This window comes from Poriferisphaera corsica (genome assembly GCF_007747445.1).
GTDB classification, from domain to species: domain Bacteria; phylum Planctomycetota; class Phycisphaerae; order Phycisphaerales; family Phycisphaeraceae; genus Poriferisphaera; species Poriferisphaera corsica.
The window spans coordinates 2,040,572-2,065,173 of sequence record NZ_CP036425.1 but is presented as its reverse complement, the minus strand read 5'-3'; the positions used below and the strand labels follow the sequence as shown (position 1 = coordinate 2,065,173).

The 24,602-nt window shown below is 47.8% G+C and carries 23 protein-coding genes; 9 read left to right on the top strand and 14 right to left on the bottom strand.

The features are described from left to right. Window positions 1–15 precede the first annotated feature (15 nt). Complete coding sequence (gene hemW / locus KS4_RS08395; RefSeq protein WP_200761718.1) at window positions 16–1,230, bottom strand: radical SAM family heme chaperone HemW; 1,215 nt, start codon at window positions 1,228–1,230, stop codon at window positions 16–18. Between the two features lie 65 nt (window positions 1,231–1,295). On the opposite strand from hemW, the gene KS4_RS08390 reads away from it, so the two are divergent. Further along, complete coding sequence (locus KS4_RS08390) at window positions 1,296–1,862, top strand: FHA domain-containing protein (RefSeq protein WP_145076972.1); 567 nt, start codon at window positions 1,296–1,298, stop codon at window positions 1,860–1,862. Window positions 1,863–1,963: 101 nt separating this feature from the next. Here the strand turns inward: KS4_RS08390 and KS4_RS08385 are convergent, their stop codons facing one another. The 3 genes from KS4_RS08385 to KS4_RS08375 form a co-directional block, all read right to left on the bottom strand. Continuing rightward, window positions 1,964–2,197 (bottom strand): hypothetical protein, encoded by a 234-nt coding sequence (locus KS4_RS08385; protein WP_145076969.1) that lies wholly within the window; start codon window positions 2,195–2,197, stop codon window positions 1,964–1,966. Window positions 2,198–2,466: 269 nt separating this feature from the next. After that, the gene (locus tag KS4_RS08380; protein ID WP_145076968.1) at window positions 2,467–3,279 is read right to left on the bottom strand and encodes a hypothetical protein; all 813 of its coding nucleotides are present in this window, start codon (window positions 3,277–3,279) and stop codon (window positions 2,467–2,469) included. A gap of 194 nt (window positions 3,280–3,473) precedes the next feature. Then, complete coding sequence (locus tag KS4_RS08375; protein ID WP_145076966.1) at window positions 3,474–3,845, bottom strand: DciA family protein; 372 nt, start codon at window positions 3,843–3,845, stop codon at window positions 3,474–3,476. A 55-nt stretch (window positions 3,846–3,900) separates the two neighbouring features. Here KS4_RS08375 and KS4_RS08370 point away from each other — a divergent pair, with 55 nt between their 5' ends. Next, window positions 3,901–4,434: a shikimate kinase gene (locus KS4_RS08370; protein ID WP_200761717.1), complete on the top strand. Its 534-nt coding sequence runs from the start codon at window positions 3,901–3,903 to the stop codon at window positions 4,432–4,434. Between the two features lie 165 nt (window positions 4,435–4,599). On the opposite strand, the gene upp is transcribed toward KS4_RS08370, so the two are convergent. The 4 genes from upp to folK all read right to left on the bottom strand — a co-directional run bounded on the left by upp (window position 4,600) and on the right by folK (window position 7,240). Continuing rightward, a complete protein-coding gene (upp, locus tag KS4_RS08365) occupies window positions 4,600–5,229 on the bottom strand; it encodes a uracil phosphoribosyltransferase (protein ID WP_145081543.1) in 630 nt (209 codons plus the stop codon). Between the two features lie 202 nt (window positions 5,230–5,431). Then, window positions 5,432–5,794 (bottom strand): 6-carboxytetrahydropterin synthase QueD, encoded by a 363-nt coding sequence (queD, locus tag KS4_RS08360; protein WP_145076964.1) that lies wholly within the window; start codon window positions 5,792–5,794, stop codon window positions 5,432–5,434. A 206-nt stretch (window positions 5,795–6,000) separates the two neighbouring features. Next, entirely contained in the window at window positions 6,001–6,693 is a 693-nt protein-coding gene (locus tag KS4_RS08355; RefSeq protein ID WP_145076963.1) for a radical SAM protein, read from the bottom strand. Next, window positions 6,686–7,240, bottom strand: coding sequence for a 2-amino-4-hydroxy-6-hydroxymethyldihydropteridine diphosphokinase (gene folK, locus KS4_RS08350; protein ID WP_200761716.1), 555 nt, complete (start codon window positions 7,238–7,240; stop codon window positions 6,686–6,688). The genes KS4_RS08355 and folK overlap by 8 nt, the downstream gene beginning before the upstream one ends. Window positions 7,241–7,522: 282 nt before the next feature. Between folK and KS4_RS08345 the strand changes: the two genes are divergently transcribed. Then, entirely contained in the window at window positions 7,523–8,311 is a 789-nt protein-coding gene (locus tag KS4_RS08345; RefSeq protein ID WP_234698871.1) for a phosphoadenylyl-sulfate reductase, read from the top strand. Window positions 8,312–8,378: 67 nt separating this feature from the next. Here KS4_RS08345 and KS4_RS08340 read toward each other — a convergent pair whose 3' ends face one another. Both KS4_RS08340 and KS4_RS08335 read right to left on the bottom strand, forming a co-directional pair. Further along, on the bottom strand, window positions 8,379–9,605 hold the full coding sequence (locus KS4_RS08340) for a L,D-transpeptidase family protein (protein WP_145076957.1): 1,227 nt from the start codon (window positions 9,603–9,605) through the stop codon (window positions 8,379–8,381). A 389-nt stretch (window positions 9,606–9,994) separates the two neighbouring features. Further along, a complete protein-coding gene (locus KS4_RS08335) occupies window positions 9,995–11,347 on the bottom strand; it encodes a replication-associated recombination protein A (RefSeq protein ID WP_145076955.1) in 1,353 nt (450 codons plus the stop codon). Window positions 11,348–11,501: 154 nt separating this feature from the next. Here KS4_RS08335 and KS4_RS08330 point away from each other — a divergent pair, with 154 nt between their 5' ends. From KS4_RS08330 to KS4_RS08315, 4 genes are read left to right on the top strand one after another with little or no spacing between them, the layout of a single operon-like run. Further along, window positions 11,502–12,146: a precorrin-2 dehydrogenase/sirohydrochlorin ferrochelatase family protein gene (locus tag KS4_RS08330; RefSeq protein WP_145076953.1), complete on the top strand. Its 645-nt coding sequence runs from the start codon at window positions 11,502–11,504 to the stop codon at window positions 12,144–12,146. Between the two features lie 30 nt (window positions 12,147–12,176). After that, window positions 12,177–13,157 carry a cytochrome c biogenesis protein CcsA gene (gene ccsA, locus KS4_RS08325; RefSeq protein ID WP_145076951.1) on the top strand — a complete coding sequence of 327 codons (981 nt, stop codon included), beginning with the start codon at window positions 12,177–12,179 and terminating at the stop codon, window positions 13,155–13,157. Then, a complete protein-coding gene (gene hemA / locus KS4_RS08320) occupies window positions 13,158–14,531 on the top strand; it encodes a glutamyl-tRNA reductase (RefSeq protein WP_145076949.1) in 1,374 nt (457 codons plus the stop codon). 19 nt (window positions 14,532–14,550) lie between these two features. Then, on the top strand, window positions 14,551–16,683 hold the full coding sequence (locus KS4_RS08315) for an ArnT family glycosyltransferase (protein ID WP_200761714.1): 2,133 nt from the start codon (window positions 14,551–14,553) through the stop codon (window positions 16,681–16,683). 122 nt (window positions 16,684–16,805) lie between these two features. Here the strand turns inward: KS4_RS08315 and ychF are convergent, their stop codons facing one another. The 3 genes from ychF to KS4_RS08300 all read right to left on the bottom strand — a co-directional run bounded on the left by ychF (window position 16,806) and on the right by KS4_RS08300 (window position 21,242). Next, window positions 16,806–17,894 (bottom strand): redox-regulated ATPase YchF, encoded by a 1,089-nt coding sequence (gene ychF, locus KS4_RS08310; protein ID WP_145076946.1) that lies wholly within the window; start codon window positions 17,892–17,894, stop codon window positions 16,806–16,808. 182 nt (window positions 17,895–18,076) lie between these two features. Continuing rightward, window positions 18,077–19,459: a tetratricopeptide repeat protein gene (locus KS4_RS08305; RefSeq protein ID WP_145076944.1), complete on the bottom strand. Its 1,383-nt coding sequence runs from the start codon at window positions 19,457–19,459 to the stop codon at window positions 18,077–18,079. A gap of 16 nt (window positions 19,460–19,475) precedes the next feature. Continuing rightward, a complete protein-coding gene (locus KS4_RS08300) occupies window positions 19,476–21,242 on the bottom strand; it encodes a tetratricopeptide repeat protein (protein ID WP_200761712.1) in 1,767 nt (588 codons plus the stop codon). 150 nt (window positions 21,243–21,392) lie between these two features. Here KS4_RS08300 and KS4_RS08295 point away from each other — a divergent pair, with 150 nt between their 5' ends. Together KS4_RS08295 and KS4_RS08290 are read left to right on the top strand one after the other, a co-directional pair. After that, window positions 21,393–22,409, top strand: a complete 1,017-nt coding sequence (locus KS4_RS08295; RefSeq protein WP_145076940.1) for an adenosine deaminase — start codon at window positions 21,393–21,395, stop codon at window positions 22,407–22,409. Window positions 22,410–22,429: 20 nt separating this feature from the next. Beyond that, complete coding sequence (locus tag KS4_RS08290) at window positions 22,430–22,783, top strand: DUF488 domain-containing protein (protein ID WP_145076938.1); 354 nt, start codon at window positions 22,430–22,432, stop codon at window positions 22,781–22,783. A gap of 75 nt (window positions 22,784–22,858) precedes the next feature. Here KS4_RS08290 and KS4_RS08285 read toward each other — a convergent pair whose 3' ends face one another. Beyond that, window positions 22,859–24,325, bottom strand: a complete 1,467-nt coding sequence (locus tag KS4_RS08285) for an aldehyde dehydrogenase family protein (protein WP_145076936.1) — start codon at window positions 24,323–24,325, stop codon at window positions 22,859–22,861. Window positions 24,326–24,602 lie beyond the last annotated feature (277 nt).

Sequence of the window (24,602 nt, the reverse complement as noted above, 5' to 3'; positions counted from 1 at the left end):
CAAAGAAAGTTGGGGTTATAAGAGTTTGGCGATCACGGCATCGGCAACAAAAAGCCCTTGATCGGTGAGACGGAGTGATTGATCACGAACTTCGAGCATGTTGATTTGTTTGAGTTCTGCAATGGTTTGGTGACGCGGATCAGTGGATGGGATATTTGAATCTATCCATGTAATAGGTACGCCTTGACGGAGTCGGAGGCCTAACATGAGAGCTTCGCCAAGACGGTCACGGCGTGAGAGGTATTCATGGTCGGTGGTTGGCGGCGTGGGTGAGCCCTCGATATATTTGCCGAGATGAGGGAGATTTTTCCAGCGATGGCCGTTCATATGAGAGGCGGCGGCGGGGCCGAAACCGAGCCAGTTGGCGTTATGCCAGTAGAGAAGATTGTGGAGGCACTGATTGCCCCAGGCGGGGAGATCAGGGTTGTTAGAAGATTTTGCGTAGTTGGATATTTCGTAATGGTCGTAGCCTGCGGAAGTGAGGCGATCGATCACAAGTTGGTACATATCACGCTCTGCGTCTTCGGGGAGCGGGGCGATGAGCCCCATATTGCGTTTTTGAGTGAGGGGTGTGTTCGGCTCGAAAATGAGCGAATAATCTGAGATATGGTCGGGCTGCAGGGCAAGGACGGCGCTTAGATCGGACTCGAGACGGGTGAGAGTCTGGGAAGGGATGGCGAAGATCATGTCGAGATTAATGTTGTGAATACCGGCGTCTCGAGCGGTGTCGATGGCTTTTAGGACGTTCTGCGGGTCATGCCAACGCTCGAGGACTTTGAGGAGGGAGGTGTCGAAAGATTGGGCCCCGATTGAGATGCGATTGACGCCCTGGGAGGAAAAAAGTCGCATTAGTTCCGGTGTGACGGTTTCAGGATTTGCCTCGACGGTAAATTCATCTATGAGGTCGAAATCGAGGATTTTGTGGAGTGTTTCAAGGATTTTTTGCCAAAAATGAGGTTTTAAGAGTGTGGGGGTTCCACCACCCACAAAAATGGTTCGAACAGGGAGTGGGGACTGGTCGTTAGCAGCTAATAATTCACAACAGAGTGCGTCAGTAAAATGCTTCTGTCGCGACTTATGCTGGAGGTCAGAGTCGACGATACTGTAAAAATCGCAGTAATGGCACTTATGGAAGCAGAAAGGGATATGGAGGTAAAGCCCGAGCGCATTCTGCGTAGGTTGGAATAAGGTAACTCTGTGCCCAGAAATGACTTGCTTAGGTTGCTGCACGAACGGTACTCCGTTAAAATTTTCGTGTCTCATTAACTGAATTATTGGCGAAAAGAGGTCGTTTGATGAACGTCTCACTGGCGATGTTCAAATCTGACGGGCTTCGTCGTGATTTTCCGATCACGCGAGGCAAAGTGGTCATTGGCCGCAAGAACACTTGCGACCTGCGTATTCCTCTTTCGTCCGTATCGCGGCAGCATTGTGAGATCACGATTGATGGTGATCAGGTCTTGCTGCGGGATCTGGGTTCGAGTAATGGGACGCTGCTGAATGATAACCGTGTTCAGGAGTCATTGCTAAAGGCTGGCGATGAGATCACGATAGGGCCGGTTGTGTTTACGGTTGTGGTGAATGGCAAACCAACGAATATCAAGCCGATCAAGACGATGCTGACAGGTGGTGGATCAGGCCAGCGAGAAGCGGCTGAGAAGCCGCAAGAGGGCGGAGACCACACGATGGTTGCTCAAGGTGAATCTGAGCTGACTACAGCGATTGCGGAGAATGATCTTGATGCTCAAATTGCGGCACTTGAAGCGTTAGCCAATGATGATTCAGACACAGGGCCAATTGATCTCTCAGAAGAAGATTTGAAGAAGATCGATATTGAGTTGGCTGATGACGATGAATCTTGAGGGGTTATTTCAAACTGAGGTTTGAAATATTATGTATAAATATCAAATGAAAAAGCACCAGAGATTCTGGTGCTTTTTTGATTGTTTGATTGTGCTGTGGATTATTCTTGGGTTTCTGCTTCTGACTGCTCGGTTGTTTCTGTGGTCGCTTCGATGATTTGCGAATCATCTGTCGTTGCGGGTTGTGCAATTTGAGGAGCTCTTTTGCCGGGTACAGTTACACGTATGCCACAGGCACGACAACGGACACTTTTACCTCGAGCATGCGATGGTACAGAGAGTACCTTGCGGCATTGGAGATTGGGGCAGATCAGTTTGATTACACTGGAGCTCATACGCTCATCTTCCTGATGGGGGTACGGTTCTTTCTCTCACACCATTCGCTGTCAGATTGGTTGGTTGACTAATCATGACATAGACATGTGGCGTTACTGAATGAGTAAGGTCATGGATCGGCCGTGCCTTACTCTAAGTGATATCGTTTAGGTTGCGAGAAGACTTTATCAAATCGTGCAAGAAAGACTTAAATATCGGAATCAAAGTTACGGGCAGTTGGTATTCCGATAACAGGAGAGCTTGCTTTGTATTGATTGGGCAGATTGGGTTATTTTTCTCGAAGAAGTTTGGCTTTGGTGTTGTCGATGAAAAGATCGAGTGTTTTTTGGGTGCGCCATTCCATTTGCAAGATTTCACCGTTGCCGGGCGAGTAGGCGGTGTCGAGCGTGAGATCGACTTGTGCGATATCGAGGTCGAGACTTCGTTTTTCACGGATGATATATGCGTCGAATGGACCGGCATTTGTTTCGATACGGGACTGCCAGATGGCGATGAGTTGGCTGTTGATTGTGCCGGCAGCGCGAGGGTGGCCGTCAGAGAGATTGAAAACTTGAACACGAGATTTGGAAGTGATGTTGGGTTCGTTTTGTTCGAGTTTAACGGGGACAACGATGATGCCGGGCGTGTACATGACACGAACGTTTTCTTTGAAATCATCATCACGCTTTAAGACGAGATTGCCTTGGGTATCCCATTCGAGATAGACGCGGCGTAGGCCGTCGATGGTCTGAATGAAGCCGTTACGGGTAGGTTCTGAGGTGAAATTGAGGGTGCGTGTTGGGTCATTGTTTTTGGTGTATGCGAATGAGCCAACAATTTTTTTAATCGGAAGAAGCGTTTTAGCGTCAATGGATTGGAGCGGGGGGAGCGTGGTTTTGGTTTTCGGGTTGTCTGTATTGTTGGCTGAATTTGCTGTACTGGCTTGCGCTGTGGTCGATGTGGTGGCAGTTTGGGATGGTGTGGCATCTTCACTGATGGGGGTTCCGTAGCCCATGCCAGCATCGGGGATTTTCTGTTGGTTTTCGCAGCTTATCAGAACGGCAGCGCTGAGTGCGAGAAGAAGAATAGATGTGGTTCGCATTGGTTGTTCCCCGTGGTCAAGAAAGACGGTTGTGATGATAATCGACGTATAACTGAACAGACGTTAGGGCGAATTTCCCTGAGTGTAAAGCGTGGAATTTGTGTTGTGTGATATCGAATTCGAATAGCAGGTTTTGATTTTGTTGTAGAACACCCCATGGCTAGCGGTCATGGGTTTGAGAATATGTAAAAATACTATTCTTCATGGAAGAATGGGGCGGGATCGACTTTGAGCTGGACACGTCGGAAGGCTTTACCACGGAATTCAGAAATGATTTGATTTTGCAGACCACTGCGGAGCGCTTTATCTAGTTCGTAAAGCCAACTATTGGATTCGACTGAGACGCGGAGGATGCCTCGGCTGAGAGATTCGAGACGTGTGTGTGTGGCGATGTGTTCGGGGACAAGCCTGTTCCAGACTTCAACGAGGCCGGCAATCTGCTTGAAGGGCTTTTCGATCTCGTTTTTGAATTGCCTTTGGAGGAACGATAGCGAGAAATCGCGATCTCTGAAGTTGCGATTGTCACGGAGTTGCTGGAGGTGTTGCTGGCTGACACGCTCGTCCATCGGGGTATTGTTCCTGTGGATGGGTAATTCGTCTGAAGCCCATTATAATGGAGGGATGAAGATTATTCTGCTTGGTTATCGAGGTTCGGGGAAATCCACGGTCGGTCAACATGTGGCCAAGAAGCTTGGGTGGGCGTTTGTGGATACGGATGAGGTGATTGTGGAACGGTTTGGGGGGATGAGTATTGCCAAGATCTGGTCGGAATATGGCGAAAGGGCGTTTCGAGAGAAGGAAGTTGAAGTCGTGAAGGAAGCTTGCGATGGAAAGGGGGATGCGGTGATTGCTTTAGGGGGTGGGGCAGTGATGCAAAAGGGCGCGTTTGATGCGGTTGTGGGTTGCTGTGATGCGGTGCGAGTGTATCTGAGCGCACCGGCTGAAGTGCTATATGAGCGTATCAGTGGAGATGTGAAATCAGATGAGACACGGCCAAGCCTGACAGGGAAGGGCACGGGGCTGGATGAGGTGAGGGAAATTTTGGCGAAGCGAGTAGAAACGTATCAAGCGGCTTCGGATGTGATTGTGGATGTGGCAGCGCCTGAACTTGAGCAGGTGAGTGATGAGATTATTGGGCTGATAGGTCAACAATAACCCACATCTTTGAGATGTAGGCTCATCAACAATCTTTAGACCAATGACGGCAGGTTTTACAGGCATCAGGCTGTGGGTTCGGAAGACACCCCATGACCGGCGGTCATGGGCTTGGTAGAGCAATTCGGGTGTGATTATTCTATTTTTTTGAGGGGGGGGTAAGGGTTAATGCTTTTCGAGTGTGCCGAAGATGCGGTCACCGGCGTCGCCGAGCCCGGGTAGGATGTAGCCGTTCTCATCGAGTTGGCGGTCGACTGCTGCGGTGTAGATGGGAACATCGGGGTGAGCGATGTGGAATTTTTCGATGCCTTCGGGCGCAGCGATCAAGCAGATGAAGCGGATATCTTTACAGCCTTTTTCTTTGAGCATTTTGGCTGCGGCGATAGCAGATCCGCCGGTGGCGAGCATGGGGTCGACGAGTAGGACAGGGCCTTGGCCGATCTGTATGGGAAGTGATTTGTAGTACTCAACAGGCTCGAGGATGTCTTCGTTGCGGAAGAGGCCGATGTGGCCGATGTGGGCGTCGGGGAAGAGCGAGACGATGGCGTCGGAGAAGCCGATGCCTGCTCGGAGGATGGGGACGATACAGACGTTGTTAGCGAAGCGCAGACCCGTGCATTTTTCCATGGGGGTCTGGACTTCCACTTCTTCTTGTTTGACGTCACGGGTCGCTTCGTAGGCAAGGAGCGTGCCGACGCAGCCAACGAGGTCACGGAAGCGTGCACAAGAGGTATCGATGTCACGAATACGAGTGAGGTAGTGGTCGATGAGGGGGTGCTTGATAACCTGAAGCATGGTTCCGTAAGGCATTTTTGGCATTCCTGAACAAAGGCGTAATCGGTCTTTATGGGGCTGAGTTATGTTACACGCATGAGGGTACGGTAAACAAATCGACTAAATGGGTGGGGTGAGGTTAAGACATAAAATAAGCGAAGCGTGGGGACGGCTTCGCTTGAGAATTTTGGTTGGTTGTCAGAAAAGTGGAGAGGGAGGGTGATTATTCACCCCAGTATTCTGCGGAGGAGGTGCAGGTTTCATGGACGCGAACGAGTTTGAGCATGGGGAGGTGAGGGATAAGTTTGTCGTAGATCCATTTGGCGAGTGTTTCGGCTGTGGGATTTTCCAGGCCTTGAATGTCGTTGAGGCAGTAGTGATCGAGTTGATCGACGAGAGGGGCGGTGACTTTTTTGATGTCGCCGAAGTCCATGAGGTAGCCCATTTCAGGGTCACATTCGCCTTCGACAACGATGTCGACCTTGAAGGAGTGGCCATGAAGACGGCGGCATTTGTGGCCGTCAGGGAATTTGGGGAGCCAATGAGCGGCTTCGAAGTCAATTTTTTTGGTTAGAGCAATCTTCATCACGAATACCTGTTAGCGTGGGTCAGCGAGAAAACGACACAGCGTGCAGCGATGACTGCGGATTGTTGAGTCGCGAAATTAGTCAATCCCCGCACCCCTGTTTGTCCCCTGCATCACCCCTCGAGCATCCACCCATTGCGTCTAGCACAGGCGGGATATCATCGCAGTCTTGGAGGTTTGAATCAAATCTAGTGTGATTAACGGCGTTACACACCTCGTGCGGCGGGATCCCAGATGATCTTGTGGAGCTGGATTTGGAGTTTTACTGGGAGGTTATCTTGGAGAACCCAGTCAGTGAGTTGACGGAGATTGAGGCCCTCGATGCCTTGAATCTCGGAGCTTTTGGGCATTTGACCGGCGGCACTGAAAAGGACAGCTTTAGCTCGGTTACTGAGATCATATTTTTCGAGAATGTTGCGGGCCCATTCATAATCAACACGGTCGCAGATGACGAATTTAACCTCGTCGTTTTGATTGAGATGTTGAATATTGTTCCAATCGTTACGATGGGACTCGCCGCTGCCGGGGGTTTTGATGTCCATAATACGGATAACGCGAGGATCGCAGGTACTGATATCGCAGGCTCCTGAGGTTTCGATGAGTACGGTATTGCCTGCATCGATGAGCTGAGTCATCAATGGATGGATAGATTTTTGAAGAAGTGGCTCTCCGCCTGTGATTTCGATGAGGTTGCAAGAAGGGGCCATACTGCGGACTTGATCGTGTATTTGAGTATGAGTCATGGTTGAGCCTTCACGGAAGGCGTACTCGGTATCACAGTAATTACAGCGAAGATGGCAACCTGAGAGGCGGATAAAGACACAGCGTTCGCCGGTCCAAGTGCTTTCGCCTTGGACGGAGTAGAAGATTTCATTGATACGGCAAGTCGCTTCAGTCATGTTGTTGATCCGGAGAGGAATCGGTTTGTCTGCCGCCAGAATAGCGGGATGCGGGTTGGTGATCCAATTGAGCGAGAAGGGTGCGAATCGTGGTATTACGGGTTGGGTGGATGAGATCGGGTGCGATGTCTGCAAGTGGTTTGAGAACGAACCATCGCTCACACATACGTGGATGTGGGATGATAAGTTCGGGGCCCTTGTCGATAACAAGGTCTTCTACGAGGAGCATATCGATGTCGAGGGTACGTGAGCCCCAGAAGGCGCGATCTTTTTTAGGCGGCCGCCCGGCCTCTGTTTCGATGCGTTGGAGTTCATTAAGAAGGATTAAAGGTGTAAGTGAGCTTTTGATATGAACAACACCATTTAGAAATGAAGGAAGGTCATCCGGAATGCCGTCGCCAGAAATGGGTTCGGTTTCATAGATTGGACTGACAGTTATGACATCGGAAGTATCGATCTCAGTGAGCTGCTCAATAGCAAAATCGAGATGAGCTTGTCGATTGCCGAGGTTGCTGCCGATAGCGAGGTAGTAATCCGTCATAAGCATGACATTCTTATGGTTTGTGTGTCTTAAATCAAACGTAAGCATGGCGCGAACAGTGCAATCATACGTCTCAGAAGTGTAGGAGGTGCTTTTCTCGTAAAACAAGTCATATACTTGAAATAAGACAGGGTAAGTACGGGTTCTTTAATTTCAGCGGATTTGCTTTATGATATCTGCACACGAGAGATATACACGGTCCCGAGTCGGATGCTTGATATGAACTGAAGTGCCTGTCGTTGTATGGCTGAAGCGGTTTAGAACATCTGGGATTATGGAGAAACAACAGTGTCACCAGCAATAAGCGATCATCGCTCAGAAGAGGTACGCGCCACGATTGACCTTCCGGAGGTCAACGAACAGTTGAATGGCAAGGATGCGACGGAGATTATCGCATGGGCGTATGAGAATTTCGAATCAAACCTAGTGATGACGTCATCGTTTGGTGCGCAAGCAGCGCTGATGTTGCATTTAGTTACACGCGTGGTGCCGAACATTCCGGTCATTTTTATTGATACAGGCTACCACTTTGCAGAAACGTATCAGTTCGCCGACGATTTGGCTGAACGTTTGAATTTAAATCTGAAGATTTATCAAGCCAATATTTCGCCAGCCTATATGGAAGCAAAGCATGGGAAGCTTTGGGAGGCGGGTGAGACGGATGATGAGATCGTTGCGAATCTGAACAAGTATGATCGTCTGCGTAAAGTTGAGCCGATGCAGCGAGCGCTTAGTGAGCTTGAAGCAGCATCATGGTTAGCGGGGTTGCGTGGGCAACAAACCTCTCACCGCTCGGGTTTACAGACAGTCGCAAAACAGGATGGGCGCTATAAGGTGCATCCGATTTTGACATGGTCGCAAAAAGATGTGTATGAATATTTGAAGGCAAATGACTTGCCAACACATCCGTTGTACGAACAGGGTTACAAGTCGATTGGAGATTGGCATTCGACGCGGCCGATTGGTGCGGATGAAGATGAGCGGGCCGGGCGGTTCAAAGGGTTGAAGCAGGAATGCGGTTTGCATCTACCGACCTCGCAGGAAGAGGGCGAATCACGTGACGCTTCGATGCTCTAATTTACGGATAGACATATAATGAAAAAGCCCGCTCTAAAGCGGGCTTTTTTTGTCGTTATACAAACGTCTATGGTCCAATCTGAACGGTACTCTTGCCTTCATAGAGCATATTAAAGAGTTCTTTAATGTCGCTGTTGCCTAGACGGATACAACCCATTGAACTTTGTGTACCGATAGAATCGGGGTCGATTGTGCCATGGATGCCATAGCTTTGAGCTTTGCTGGTATTCTCATCAATGCCCTTTAGCGCGAGCCAATATTCACCGATCGGGTTTTTGGGATCATTGGGGCTAAAGTATTCACCAGTACGCGGGTTGCTCCATTGGGGATTGGTTGCTTTGCGGCCTGGCTCAATGACCCAGTTACCATTGGGGGTTGAGTCATTTTCACCCATGCCCACCATATAGCTGGCGATATATATTTTTGAACCGTCCGCATTCAGAACATAGACATCCATCATGTAATCGTTTTTGAGAACCCGTGCATGAAAAGGGCCATTGATTACTTTTAGTAGCTTGCCTGCCTGAATGGTGCGTGCTTTGACATTGTTGAGTTTTTCAAGGAAAGGGTATGGCACGGCGAACTTACGGCCGATACGGCTGAGAACATCACCACTTTTGATTTTGTACCAGGTGAGTGTCGTGTCGGCAGGGTCGATGCTGTCGCTAAACATAAGCCCTTGGTTGACACTGTCGAGTGTCGAACGAAGATCTGCAACATCGGCCAAGGATAGAAGATCTCGGCCTTCAAAAAGAAGTGCGCTGAGGAGCTTGCGTCCTTCCACATAACTGCCTTCCGCAATGAGGCCCATGCCTTGGTCATACATCTCTGGACGCGGGCGTGTACTGGCAGGCGGAATGCTGACAGTTGATCCACGATTAATATCACGGATTTCCTGGTCAACAATGGGGGTCGGTTCCGGCTCATACGCGCTGCGAGGATTGGGATTGATTGCAGGCGGCGTTGATGCGGTGTTGGTGTTGCCACCGAGTGTGAATTGACCATGCTGCGGCGCAGAAGGAAGCATCTCTGAAGGATTTCTTGAGGGTAGTGATGGCTGGGGTGTCACTTCCGAAACAGGCATCATCACATTATTACCTGTAGACGGCTGAGAGGACTCTGACAGATCTGATGTTGTGGTGTTGTCACCACTCCCGCTGAGTAGTAGCCACGTAACAACCCCACCGATGACGAGGACGAAAAGCACCCACGGCCAACGGCTAGGCTTACGTTTACGTGAAACCATGTAACGACGGCTCATTCCATCACGAGTTGTCTGCGATCCAAGTACCATGTGTTGCGTCTCCTGAACTGGTCAGCCTCCGTTGCTGCCAGATAAACGACCAAATCAACGCTGGCTCAAAACAAATTACCCCTGACTCACAGGCTTAGCCACCACTCTAACTGTTTACCCAATTTTCTGTATCCCCAGATGGGCCTCTACTCGATAATTTTTGGTAAAAATTCGCTATATATGAAGCAGAATTGGCCTGATAAAAAAGGGTGACGACACCAAATACAATGTAACATAAATTGCCGCGCAAGACTGTCACATTAAACCTAAAGCGCAGTACCCATTTGATAGCTTTTATCGGCTGAGATAGCAGTAAAACACCAATATTCTCGGACTTTTTATCTCGCTATCACTTAGATGCCTGATTTTGGCACAAGTTTCGACCAAGATCACTCAGAATTGTCGTGTTTCGAGTTGGGCACATGCTGTTTTTGGCTGCCAATCCATTTTAGGAATTCACCAATTCTTACTTCAAAACCACGTTCGACGGGCTCGTAATATTTTACGTCAACACCCAGGTAGTCTTGGTCGACAAAGCCGGTTTCTGAGTTGTGTGCGTACTGATAGCCTTTGTGGCCTAGTTTTTTAGCACCCGCGTAATGTCCGTCTCTGAGATGCTTGGGGACGGGGACAGTGCGACCTTTTTTCACATCACTCATGGCAGTCCAAATGGCCATTGCTGTTGCATTGCTCTTTGGCGCACATGCAAGATAGATGGCGGCCTGAGCAAGCGTGAGCTGACATTCGGGCATGCCAATGCGATGCGTGATTTCATACGCAGCAGCGGCGATTTGGAGACCTCTTGGATCTGCATTGCCGATATCCTCGCTAGCAAGTATCGCAATGCGACGAGCGATGAACATCGGATCTTCGCCCGCATGGAGCATTTTTGCTAACCAATACACCGCAGCGTCGGGATCACTGCCACGCACAGATTTGATAAAAGCGCTGATTGCATCGTAATGCCCATCGCCTTTTGCATCGTAGTTAACTGCTTTTTGCTGTATCGAGTCTTGCGCCACATCCAGATTGATTGTGATGACACCGTCAGTTTCGCCGGTCCCATGAGAAAGAACTGCGATTTCAAGTGCTGACAGTGCTCGCCTAGCGTCACCATCACACATCACAGCCCAATGATCGAGTGCTTCATCCGTGATGTTGATTTCACGATTCCCGTAGCCTCGGTCAGAATCTTTAATCGCTCGCGAAATCAGTGCTTTGATTTCATCTTCATCCAAGCTTTCAAATTGAAAAATCTGTGATCGGGACACAAGCGCAGAGTTCACGCTGAAGAATGGGTTTTCGGTCGTGGCACCAATGAGGGTGATGACACCGCGTTCAACATCGCCGAGGAGCACATCTTGCTGTGATTTATTGAAACGATGGATTTCGTCGAGGAAAAAAATGCTGCGGATACCATCATTTTCCAGAGAAGTTTTGGCTCGCTCAAGTACTTCACGTACATCTTTAACGCCTACGGCTGCGGCATTGGCCCGTTCAAAACGGCGTTTTGTGTGCTTGGCGATCAACTCAGCGAGTGTGGTTTTACCTGTGCCCGGCGGGCCATAGAAAATGACTGAAGTCAGTAAATCCGCTTCGAGCATACGACGGAGCAGCTTTCCTTCACCAAGAAAATGCTTTTGGCCAGCAAATTCATCTAGTGTGCGAGGGCGCATTTTAACAGCCAGCGGCTCGGCCGCCTTACGGTTTGCACGTCGCTTCTCTTCCCATAATCCACTCATCGCCTGATCATATCACATTCGGGTTATGTTTGGTATCTGATCGCCTCTATTCGACTAAGCTTTTAATACGAAAAGTATCCCAAGGCACATGATGTTATCCCCATCTTCCGTCGCATATGCTAGACCCAAGCCCGGATTCACTTAAAATGTTGACATGCCTGACTTTCCAATCATGCTCAATTTGAGAACGCGCAACGTCATCATCATTGGCGGCGGCGGCGTGGCACTTCGAAGAGCAAAATCACTCCTTGAAGCTGAGGCAACGGTTACAGTCGTTGCACCAAATGTTACCCCTGAACTTGCAGCACTACCCATTGAATTACACCAACGTAACTATCAATGCTCCGATTTACATGGGATGTTCTTGGTTGTCATTGCGACCAATGACCCCAAAGTAAACGAAATGGTACATCAGGACGCACGGGCTGAAGATATTTTAGTTAATCGCGCAGATTCGCCTGAACAATCAGATTTCATTGTGCCGGCGGTTGCTCAGGTCGGGCCCGTTACACTTGCTGTCTCGACTTCGGGCGCATCAGCATCGGCTGCGGCCCAGATTCGAGATCAACTGGAAACTCATCTGGATCGTGACTGGTCACCGCTACTCACGCTCGCATCAAAGTACCGGCACATGCTACAATCTACCATTAACGATCCAAAAGCGAGGATCAAACGTATTAAAGAACTTACAAATGCTGATGCCGTGCGGGTCTTCAAAGAGCAGGGGGCCCAAGCATATCAGGCATTCTGCCAGTCGCTCATGCCCGACACCAATGAAGATGATCAACAAGATTCATAATGTCTCATTAGAGACAATGTACTAGTGCCCATGACTGAATCGATTACTGACCATTACACGAACCATATCACCAGCATACTGCTTGTGATATTAACGCTGATGTCCATTGCAGCGTGGCTAATCGCACTACGCAGATTCCGCCATCAACCTGACACAGGCAGTGAATCGGAACGTATCTTTTTAGAGCGGTCCATCCGCTCACAAAATGTGCTGGTGTTGTTTACCGCCATTGTAAGCACGATCTTATTCGTCTATCGATGGATCGCGTCAGATCACACATGGCAGCCATTGGTTTCGCATGTGGATGGATTACTGCTGATTGCTTCGTTGTTTAGTTATATCATCCTCTATTTTCAAAATAGACCGAACTTGCGAGCTATCGCAACCTTCGCGCTCCCCTTGCTGGCATTACTCCTTTGCTGGGGTATCTGCGCATCAGCATGGTCATACAAACAGTTTAACACCAGTCAGCTCGATACGATCTGGTTCACCATCCACCTGTTCGGCGTTTACCTCGGCACACTTTTTGCTGCGATCGCAGCCATCACGGGTGCAATGTACCTCTTCATTCAATATCGCTTGAAAGATAAATCGCCAACAACTCTCAAATCACTAGGCCGATTTACATCATTGGAAACATTAGAGCGCATCATTATCCGTGCGGCAAGAATTGGCTTCGCACTATTTACGATAGGCTTAATCACAGGACTTGTAATTATTACAACACGCCTGGCAGATCTTCAAGCAGATGGCGCAACGCTATGGCTGATTCCCAAAATCCTGCTTGCTCTGATCGCTTGGGCGCTCTACGCGATCATCATGAATGTGCGATACGCAACATTATTTAGAGGTTCACGAGCAGCGTGGCTTTCTATTCTTGGGCTTGTACTTTTGCTCGCGGTTTATGGCATCGTCAATATCATGCCTGAGCATGATGCCAGCAAAACATCATCAAACTTACCCACTCATACTTCCCAGAATGCAACCCATGCATCGGAAGGGGGTGAGTAAATGCGTATCCACATGTTCGGCATCAATCACCGCACAGCTCCGGTAGACATTCGTGAGCAGCTTTCTGCAACAGGCGATTCGCTCGCTCAAGATATCACCACGTTTAACGAAGCATTCCCAAATACTGAGTTGGTCATCCTTTCCACATGTAATCGCACTGAGTATTATTTTGCCCGTTCAACCCATGAAGCGCCACAAATCGACGAGCTTCGCAAATTCCTCGCAACACTCAAGCAAATCTCGGTAGATCAGCTAACTGCATCATCAATCCATCGTGAGCAACAGGCAGCCATCCAACACCTGCTTCATGTCGCAACCGGCCTTGATTCGATGGTGATCGGTGAAACCGAGATCCTTGGCCAAATAAAGCGAGCTTACGAAACTGCCACACAGAGCAACACAGTCGGGCCCATCCTCCACGGCGTATTCCAGGAAGCAATCGCAGCGGCCAAACAGATTCGCTCCCAAACCGGCATCGATTCTGGGCGCATCTCAATCGGCTCGGTTGCGGTTGATTTTGCCAGGCAGATTTTTGCCGACTTCACAGACAAAAATGTACTGGCCATTGGCGCAGGCGAAATAGCAAAAGTAACACTCACTCATCTGCGTCATCTCAAACCTAAATCAATCTGTATCGTTAACCGATCAGTCGATAATGCTACTAAATTAGCGGAGCAACTCCACTTACCTGCAGCAAATAACCCCGTGCGAAACTGGGAACAGATGAATGAACTGCTCGTAACCGCAGATATCGTCATTTCATCCACGGCATCACCAACGCCTATACTCGAATTAGAATCTTTTAAGCCGTTCTTGAAACGCCGCCGCAACAGGCCCTTATTCTTGCTGGATCTTGCCGTACCTCGAGACATTGACCCCGCCATCGGCTCACTCACAAACGTATATCTCTACAACGTTGATGATCTACAATCTGTCATTGCAGAAACACATGATCTGCGAGCTGAGCATATTCAAACCTGTGAATCCTACCTTGAGCAGGTTGCTAAAACCTGTATGACACAAATCAATAACCGTGATCTAGGGCAACTCGTACGTCAACTTCGTCATCGTTTGCAAGACATCGGCCAACTCGAAACCCAACGTACAATCAATAAACTCTCAGCCCTATACCCGCATGAAGAGGGTGCACATGCACAAAAGCTACTTGATGAGCATACGCATCGACTCATCAACAAAATCCTTCATATGCCGCTTTCGCAATTAGATCATAACAATCCCGATGCACCACTCGGATTCTATGCCTCCGCGCTACGAAGGCTCTTCGATCTAGATGAGCAATCTACTACGCCACACATTACCCCCACCAACTCGCAAACACCCACGCCAAATCGCAACGGGCATTCAACATCGTAAACGCAAACAACATGAGCTCATGACAAAATCATACACGCACTATTTTGCTTTCTTGATAGCTTTTATAGCGGTCATACTGATAGCCCTTACATTTGTACAGCAAACGAGCATCATTCCTGTTAATACCGAAGCACTCGTCAAAAATATGACGGTCGCTATATCAGCATTACCATTAATTGTACTGATCTACGCCTCAGCCCTCGGCTATAACAGATTATTTTCGTTTCTGCTTTCTAAACTCCGTTTACACACGACAAATACAATCTCAATCCCATTTACATTACAAATTGTGACTGGTTTAGGCTTTATTGCACTTACGACTTACATCCTTGCGGCATTCGGCTTACTGACACAGTCAATCGCATATATATTTCTTATCGTAGGCGTAATACCACTACTTTTTAAACGACCCGCTAAGCCCAAAATCCCCAATTATTTAGCCTTACTTTCGGCACCTGCGATCGGGGCTTTGCTAGTCGCGGCTACCTGCCCACCGGGTACGCTATGGCAAATTGAAGCCTTTGGTTACGATGTCACGTCATACCATTTGCAAATACCAAATGAATGGCTACAGAACGGCCAAATGAGTGGTCTCACACACAATGTATATTCTTTTTTACCATCGCTTGGCGAATCACTTTATTACTTAGTTGGCACGTTAAACAATTCAGTTATCACATCGATCTATACCATCCAACTCTTCCATGCATCATTTGCGATCTTGACCGCAGCACTACTTGCGACTGCGATCCGTCCATACACAGGCAGGATGTATGCACTAATCGCAACTGCAATTTTTATAACCACACCTTGGGTACTGATTACAGCATCGCTTGCATACAATGAAATGTTCATGACCGCATTCGGCTCAGCAGCTTTTGCGTTAGTATTACGTCAACCACTTTCCCATCAGTATCACAAGTCTACATTACTAGCCATTGGTTTTTTTCTTGGACTCGCCACGCTCGCTAAACCGACAGCAGGCTTCTTTTTTGCGATTCCGATTGGCTTAATCATCCTCATACCGTATCTTCACCCACGCTTTGCCAAGAATAATGGCCAAACCAAAATCTGCCTCAAATCAGCTTCAATTGTTGCAATCACAGGAATCCTAACGCTATCACCCTACCTGATCCGTAATACGATCTGGACAGGCAATCCAGTTTTTCCCTTTGCAACAGCAACATTTGGTCAAGCTCATTGGGGAACAGTTTCAGACAATTCTCCTGATTTAAACGAACGATGGGAACGCGGCCACAGCTTGGCTATGTCATCAGATTCTTATCTAACAGCACTCAATCGCCAATTCATCACCAACCGTGGTTATGGTTCTTGGTCTGGAACGCCCACACCGCCTGAAAAGAACAACATTGCACGCTTTACAGTTGAAAACGGCGTACCGCTTCTAACAATTCTGTTATTCGCAGCGTGTATTCTCTCCCTCTCGTCTTCACAAACTCGCCGCCCGGCAATAACACTCCTGCTTCTCCTGTTATGCCAGTTTTTGTTCTGGTCCCTCGGCACGCATCTTCAATCCAGATTTTTAATCCCAACACTTATCCCAATTTCACTCATTATCGCATTAGGTTTTTCTAGATTGCATCGTATTACATATCACCGCATGGCATATATTGCCCCACTAACTGCTTCCATTGTCATTCTCATGCTCTTTGCAACACAAGCAATGACGCTTTGGTCGCAAACAACAAAAGTTAAAGACGAAACAGGGAGAATGGTCAAAGTTCCCCCTTATTACATCACAGGTTATTACGATTTTACTTCAATAAATTCTGAACTATACCCAAATCATGTTTTGAATAATCTTCCCTCTGATTCACATGTTCTTCTCATTGCTGACAACGCTTCACTACTATTTATCAAGCCTGAAATCACATATAACACCGCATTCGACATCAACCCACTTGGCGAGCTAATGCGTAAATATAACAATGATCCAATACAAATAACAAGCGCATTAAAATCTCAAGGTATTACCCATATATATGTTCACCACCCTGAGATTAAACGACTACAAGAGACGTACGGCTTTGATCCCGCTGTCAATGAACAATCAATTACTAAGGTTGCTCAGCAAGCAAAATGGACAATAGTCACCAACACACCGATCTATACACTCTACAAAATTCAATAATCACTCATCGTATTCAATGATCACTCAAACCGAATCTTATTTCCGTTCGTTCATGCATTAATCTACAAACGAAAAGAGCTTGGAATTTCTTCCAAGCTCTTAATCATACTATTTCAGGTTCACTAAACATTAAAAAGGAAGTGACAAATATCACCATCCTGAACAATGTAGTTTTTGCCTTCAACCCGCAACTTGCCAGCTTCACGAATCGCTTTCTCAGTTTTATGAGCTTCAAGATCTTCGAGTGAAAAGACTTCGACCCGAATAAAACCTCTTTCAAAATCGCTGTGAATCACACCCGCAGCTTGCGGGCCTGTCGCTCCAACTGGGATTGTCCATGCCCGAATTTCTATCTCACCAGCGGTGAAGTAACTTTGCAGCCCTAGCAACTCATACGCTGCTCTAGCCAGAAGATCTAAAGCCGGTTCATCCAAACCAACCGATTCCAGAAGTTCATTTCGATCTTCAGCATCAAGCTCTGCCAATTCGCTTTCAAGCTTCGCGCAAACCTTAACAACCTCACCACCCTCATCTTTGGCTCTTGCTTTAACCACTTGAACATGATCGTTGTCTTCTAAAATGGCATCTTCATCAACATTTGCGATATATAGAACTGGCTTCGCCGTCAGCAAGCCATAACTCTTCAGAAGCCTTTGCTCTTCTTCATCCAAATCCAAGCCACGAAGTGGCTTCTCCTGATCCAAATGAGCTTTACATTTTTCAAGTGAAGCCAGACGTGCCTTAGTTTCTTTATCACCCGATTTCACTAAGCGCTGCGCCTTGCTGATAGCAGTATCAACAGTTGCCATATCAGCCAGCATCAATTCCATATCAATAATCTCAATATCACGTATCGGATCAATTGAGCCATCGACATGCGTCACATCTTCATCTTCAAAGCAACGAACTGTGTGCAGAATTGCATCGACATCTCGAATATGCGACAAAAATTTATTGCCAAGTCCCTCGCCTTCACTCGCCCCTTTCACAATACCCGCAATATCGACCAGCTTCAGAACTGCAGGCAAAATCCGATCTGTTTCAATGTGTTTATGAATCCTTGCTAATCTCGGATCTGGCACAGAAACTGCACCGACATTGGGCTCAATTGTGCAGAACGGATAGTTTTCACTCGGTATACCTGCCGCCGTTAAAGCGTTAAACAATGTCGATTTACCGACATTCGGGAGGCCAACAATGCCTGCTTCCATAATCACTGCCTTCCAGGGATTCTTAACACGCAGCCGCTCTCACGCCCGCACTAACATCTAAAACAACATTCTATGTAGCCGCAATGCCACAAAATCCATATACGATAACCCCCTCCCAGCCCCCTAAATGATTGGCAGATTGTCCCTTAGATTCCACGCAAGTCAAATCCTACCCAAACATATCACCAAGCCACATCGTTAGATGTCAAAAATGTCTGCGCCTCAGCCAACTTCAACCGGGCAGCCTGCCTGATATATTCATACGCCTTTTTCTGATCACGCGCCACACCAATACCCTTGTAATATAGCTTACCCAGCGACATCATCCCATCTGCACTCCCAGTATGCGCCGCCTTCTTGTACAACGTCATCGCACGTCGTACATCCTTCTCAACCACAACGCCATTCTCATAGAACCACCCCACATTCACCATCGCAATCGGCACACCTTTCTTCATCGCCATCTGATAAATCCCCAACGCCTGTTGCAAATCCTTCTCCACACCCAAACCATGTTGATATATCCGCCCCAACTGATTGAGTGCTTCATGAGAACCACCCTTAGCTGCAATCTCGTACCATTGTCTCGCTTTCTCATATTGGGCTGGCTTCAAATACAGGTCATACACGATGCCCACAGCAAATGCTGATTTCATATCTCCCCGCTCAGCTGCCATCTTAAAATACCGCACACTTCGGGCAATGTTGTAATGCCGATACGTCTTACTCCACGATATCCGCCCAACACGACTCATCGCCATCACATCCCCCGTATCAGCAGCAGCCTTCAAAATCTCAAACCCTTTTGCAATCTCCTCATCCGTGAATTTAAACTGCGTCAATTCATGCTGTAGCGTATACAGCCGATACGCGCAACTCAGGTCACCCGCCTGGGCAGCCTTAAGATAATACCGAAGCGCAATCCTTTCATTCTTCTCAAGCGTCTGATCACCCTTCATATAAATATCAGCCATAGCCCGATACGCAGGTGTGTAATTCTTAAGCCCCAATTTTTTCAATATATTCACAGCTTCCAGATATGATTTTTCAAACATAACCCCCTGAACATACATCAACGCTAACCGGTACTGACCGTTCGGTTCACCCAATTCGGAAGCCCGATTAAGCCAATAGGCAACCTTCTCTTTGTTTGGTGCAAAATCCTCATGCTCCAAACGTGCCATCATCATGCATGCTTCCGGGTTTCCCATATCAACCGCACGTTTTGCATACTCTCTCGCCTTTGCTAAATCCTGCAGCCCGCTAGCTCCGTGATAGTAGTACTCGCTGATTTTCTCGAAAATGGCAGCATTCTCATGGTATTCATTATCCAGAAGAATCTCTAATGCTCTGCCTTTATTCTCCTCGACACCTTGCCCGTCAAAGTAACTTTCAGCCCTTATTATAACCGCGTCCAGATCCCCACGATTCTCCGCAATCTTCAAATACTTCAATGCTTTTTCTGCATCAACCCCAATGCCATATTTCCCTGTCACATACAAGTAACCAAGACTCGTCGCACACTTCGCATCTCCCCGCTTAACACCTTCTTCTAGATAGGCCAACGTCTTCTCTGCATCTTTACCCCTTCATCGCTAACTTGGACAGCATTCGACAAGCCTCAGCGGAACCCAACAAATACGCCTTGTAGTACATCTTTCTCGCGATCTGATAATCCGTTGGGTGGCCTTCCGTTCCATCATGTATGGATCCCAAAAGAATATAAGCACTAGTTTCATTCAGGAGCACAGCACGCCTCAACAGTGCTTTCGCTAAATAAAAATCACGCTCTCCACCAAGCCCTTTCGCCGCCATTTCTCCCAGGAGAACCAACGCACGCGCCGATCCCAAACGCACAGCATCTTCCATATGCCGCCGCGCTTTGGCAAAATTCTGATTAACACCATTACCCTGCCAATACATCAAGCCGAGCCGTAGAGCTCCCCCATACTCACCTAGATCTCTCCCCCGCTCAAACAAAGCAATCGCTCGATCTACATCCCGATTCACCCCTCCTTCACCTTCCAAATACATTGATCCCAAGCCGCACATCGCCGTCTCATCAACCAACGCAACGCCCTGTTCATAGAGCTTCCTCGCCAAAACACGATCCTGCTCAACGCCTTCCCCATGCTGATATAAAGCTCCAAGCATATAGAACGATTTCGCATCGCCCCCCTCAATAGCCCTCTCATATAACAACCTTGCCTTATCAAGGTCTTGCTCCATACCCATCCCACGCTTGTATTCCATACCCAACAATCGCATCCCTCTCGGATCGCCACGTTCCGCCGCTTCTCTGAAATTTTCAGCCGCCTGTTTGTAGTCGCGCGGAAATCCGACCCCACTCAAGTACATTAGCCCCAACTCGCTATAAGCTGGAGCATATTCCTGCTTTGCTAACGATTCAAACATGCTGCGCGCAGCCTCAACATCACCCACAACAATCTCACCAGCCAAATACAATCGCGCTAGCTCATATGTTGCATCGTAACTGCCCAATTCTGCCGCCGCAGTCAGATTGCTGATAATTGCCTCATTCGTATCGCGTGAATCTATCCCCATATCCGCAGCTTGATCCGCCAATTTTTTGTAGGCCTCAGCTTCGCCTAATTTTGCCGCTTCCTGAATCAGCTCAAGCGCCTTCTTTTCATCCCTCTCAACAACCACCCCTTCCTGGTAACACCGCGCCAATTCCAACATCGACAGCGTATGCTTGATCTTAATTCCCTTATTCAACCACATCATTCCCTTGACAACATTCTTTGGGAAATGCCCACCATAAAGGTTCAACTTCCCCAACATATAAATCGCATCGCCTTCATCCGCATCCGCCGCTTTTTCTAGCCAATCCACCGCTTTCTGCACATCATATCCAACCCCTTCACCTCGCAAATACATATACGCTAAATTGATCATCCCATCCAAGTCACCGCCATTAGCCGCTTTTCCAAATGCAATCGACGCCTTCTCATAATTGATCCCAACACCAAAACCTGACTGATAGCACCGACCCAGCATATTCGTTGATTTCATCGAGCCAAGCCGATCCCCATCACGAAAAACTCGAACAGCATCCCGCTTATTCTCAAGCATCAAATGCAGCAACCCTAATTGGACATGCAAATCAACAAGCTCTGGATTCGATTCAATCGCACTTTCAAAATATGCCCTCGCCTCCGTATACTCCCCGCCCTCAATCATGACTTTGCCAGCATCAACAATCGATCGCTCTTTCGCGCCAACAATATCCCCCCGTGCAATACCGCCCAAATGCCCCATCATGATGCCAACTAAAATAACAACCAGCCAACCACACACGTTCCCTTGTCTCAACCCATCTCTCATGACTTTTGCTCCGGTCATTGCACCTCAAATTAGCTCGTTTTCACAAAACATTTGACAGATTCCCACGCATTATAACAATAGAAAAGTTCAGAGCTTGAGGCATTACCGCAACACTGCCTCAGCCCCGCATGCACAAGGAGCCGCAATCCCATGAACCTTATTACATTCGCTCAGAGTATCCCCAAAGCAGAGCTGCATCTCCATATCGAAGGCTCATTCGAGCCCGAACTCATGTTCGAGATCGCCAGAAGAAACAACATCCCTATCCCTTACAACTCGATCAACGAAGTCAAAGCTGCCTACAACTTTAATAACCTCCAGGAATTTCTCGACATCTATTACGCCGGGGCAGGGGTCCTCATTCACAAACAGGACTTCTACGATCTCACTTATGCCTACCTCTGCCGCGCCGCTAACGACAACGTCAAACACGTTGAAATTTTCTTTGACCCGCAAACCCATACACACCGCGGCATCTCATTCGAGACTGTGATCGAAGGGATTCTTGAAGCGCTTCATGATGCCCGTAAAAACCTTGATCTCTCCAGCTATCTCATCATGAGCTACCTCCGCCATCTTGACGAAGACGACGCGATACGAACACTCCAGCAATCCCTCCCATACCGTGATCACATCACCGCTGTAGGCCTCGACTCCAGCGAGCTCGGCAACCCGCCTAGTAAATTTGCCGAAGTATTTTCTCTATCCCGCGATCAAGGCTACAAACTCTGCGCACACGCTGGAGAAGAAGGGCCAGCAGAATACATTTGGGAAGCACTCACTCTCCTCAACGTTGACCGCATCGATCACGGCAACCGCTGCCTTGATGACCTCAAACTCATTACGGAATTATCTAATCGCCAGATAGGCTTAACGATTTGCCCACTCTCCAATGATAAACTTCAAGTCGTCTCAGACCTCTCCGAACATCCAATCAAAACCATGCTTGAGCATAACCTAAAAGCAACTATCAATTCCGATGATCCCGCATACTTTGGTGGATACATTAACCAAAATTTCACAGATCTCATCACACCCATCGGCCTCAATGAGCAAAACATCATCCAACTTGCGAAAAACTCATTCCAAACCTCATTTCTCCCCGATACTGAAATTGAAACATATCTCGATATGATCGATAATTATGTTCAACTCATGCCCCAATAACCTTTGCATCCAAAATCACCATGCTCGAAATCGCCATAAAACGCATCTATGACCCACCAGCACCTGACGATGGTTTCCGTGTTCTTATCGACCGTCTCTGGCCTCGTGGAGTCTCTCGTGACGCCGCCAAACTAAACGCATGGGTCAAAGAGCTTGCTCCCAGCACTCAACTACGGAAATGGTTTAATCACGAGCCCGAAAAATTCGCCTCTTTCGCAAAACGCTACACCCTTGAGCTGGAACACAAAGAAGTTGATGCTCAGCTCCTCATGAACAAAGCCGAACCCTACAAAGTTCTTACCCTCGTCTATGGTGCCAAAGACGAGATCCATAACCACGCGAACGTTTTGCAGGATTTCCTTGTCAACCTGTAATCTACAACGATCAGCCAATTACTAATAAAAAACCGAGCTTTTATAAGCTCGGTTTTTTCTGTTCAGATATATGCGTTACTTCGTCGACACCCAAACTGTTTTCGTTTCAACATAATTGTGAATCGCATCCTTACCGCATTCACGACCGTGCCCGGAGAATTTATACCCACCAAAAGGTGCAGCCGGATCAAACGTGTTATAGCAATTCACCCAAACCGTACCAGCCCTGACCTCATTAGCTAAGCGCATCGCCTTTGAAATATTCTGCGTCCAAACTGCAGCCGCTAAACCATAAACCGTATCATTCGCTTGTCTAATAAGATCATCATGATCCTTAAACGGAATCACTGATACCACAGGCCCAAAGATTTCTTCTTGGGCAATCCGCATGTCATTCGAAACTCCAGCAAATATCGTTGGCTTTACAAACCAACCCTTATCCTGAGCCGGCTCACCACCCGTCACAAGCTCAGCCTCATTCTTACCAATATCGATATAGCTCAGAATTTTCTCGTATTGCTCTTTTGAAACCTGTGCTCCTTGCTGCGTTTTTAGATCAAACGGATCACCAACTCGGTGTGACTCCGCAGCCACTTTAAACTTCTCAATAAACTCATCATGCGATGATTGCTCGACGAATAGCCGCGAACCCGCGCAACAAACCTCCCCCTGATTAAAGAAAATCCCCATCATCGCCCCCTGAACCGCCTGTTCCATGTCCGCATCGGCAAACACAACATTCGGCGATTTACCTCCCAACTCAAACGTTATCCGCTTGAGCGTATCCGCAGCTGATTTCATAATCAGCTGAGCTGTTTCATAATGTCCAGTAAATGCAATCTTGTCGACACCTCGATGCTTCACTAACGCATCACCAGCCGACTCACCAAACCCATTCACAATATTGATCACACCCTTAGGAAAACCAGCTTCCATCGCCAATTCGCCAATCCGTAAAGCAGTCAACGGCGTCTGCTCTGCTGGTTTTAAAATAATCGTATTACCCGCGGCCAAAGCCGGCCCCCACTTCCACGCAAGCATCAACATCGGGAAGTTCCAAGGAATAATTTGCCCACAAACCCCCACCGCTTCCTTCTTCGTATAAACAAAAAAATCATTCGAATCAATCGGCACAGTTTCCCCGTAAATCTTATCTGCCCAGCCCGCATAATATCGAAACGTCGCAATCACCAACGGCACATCTGCAGCCTTCACCTCCGAAATCGGCTTCCCATTATTCAACGTCTCCAAAGCCGCTAATTCATCCGCATTATCCTCAATCAAGTCCGCCAACTTATAAAGCAGCTTGCCTCGTTCACGCGAAGTGAACTTTGACCAAGACCCTTGAAACGCATCTTGCGCCGCCCGAACCGCGCGATCCACATCATTTGCATCCGATTCAGCAACCTCCGCAATAACCTCCGATGTCGATGGGTTGTAAGCGTTAAATGTCCTACCCGATGCAGCATCAACCCACTTTCCATCAATCAGGTTCTTCGTTTGTTTCACAGTTGGCATTGCAATTGTTGTCATTGCTGTCATAGCGATATTCCTATCTTATCGTTAGATAGACGAAAACATGAATCGATACTTATAAACAAGAACAAATAAGCAACCACGGAGGATTAGAGCAGTTTGCATCGTTACTTGCTGTAGAAGTCGAGCCACCATCAACAGTATTGAATGCGCAACGACCTATTGGTGAACGCGGCAAGTGTCTACGCAAGACACTCTAAAAGTGGAAGAATCCCGATGTTAATACCCAATATTTAAAAGACGCAAATGTTTTTAGATATGCTTTTCAATCGCCCGCTAGATA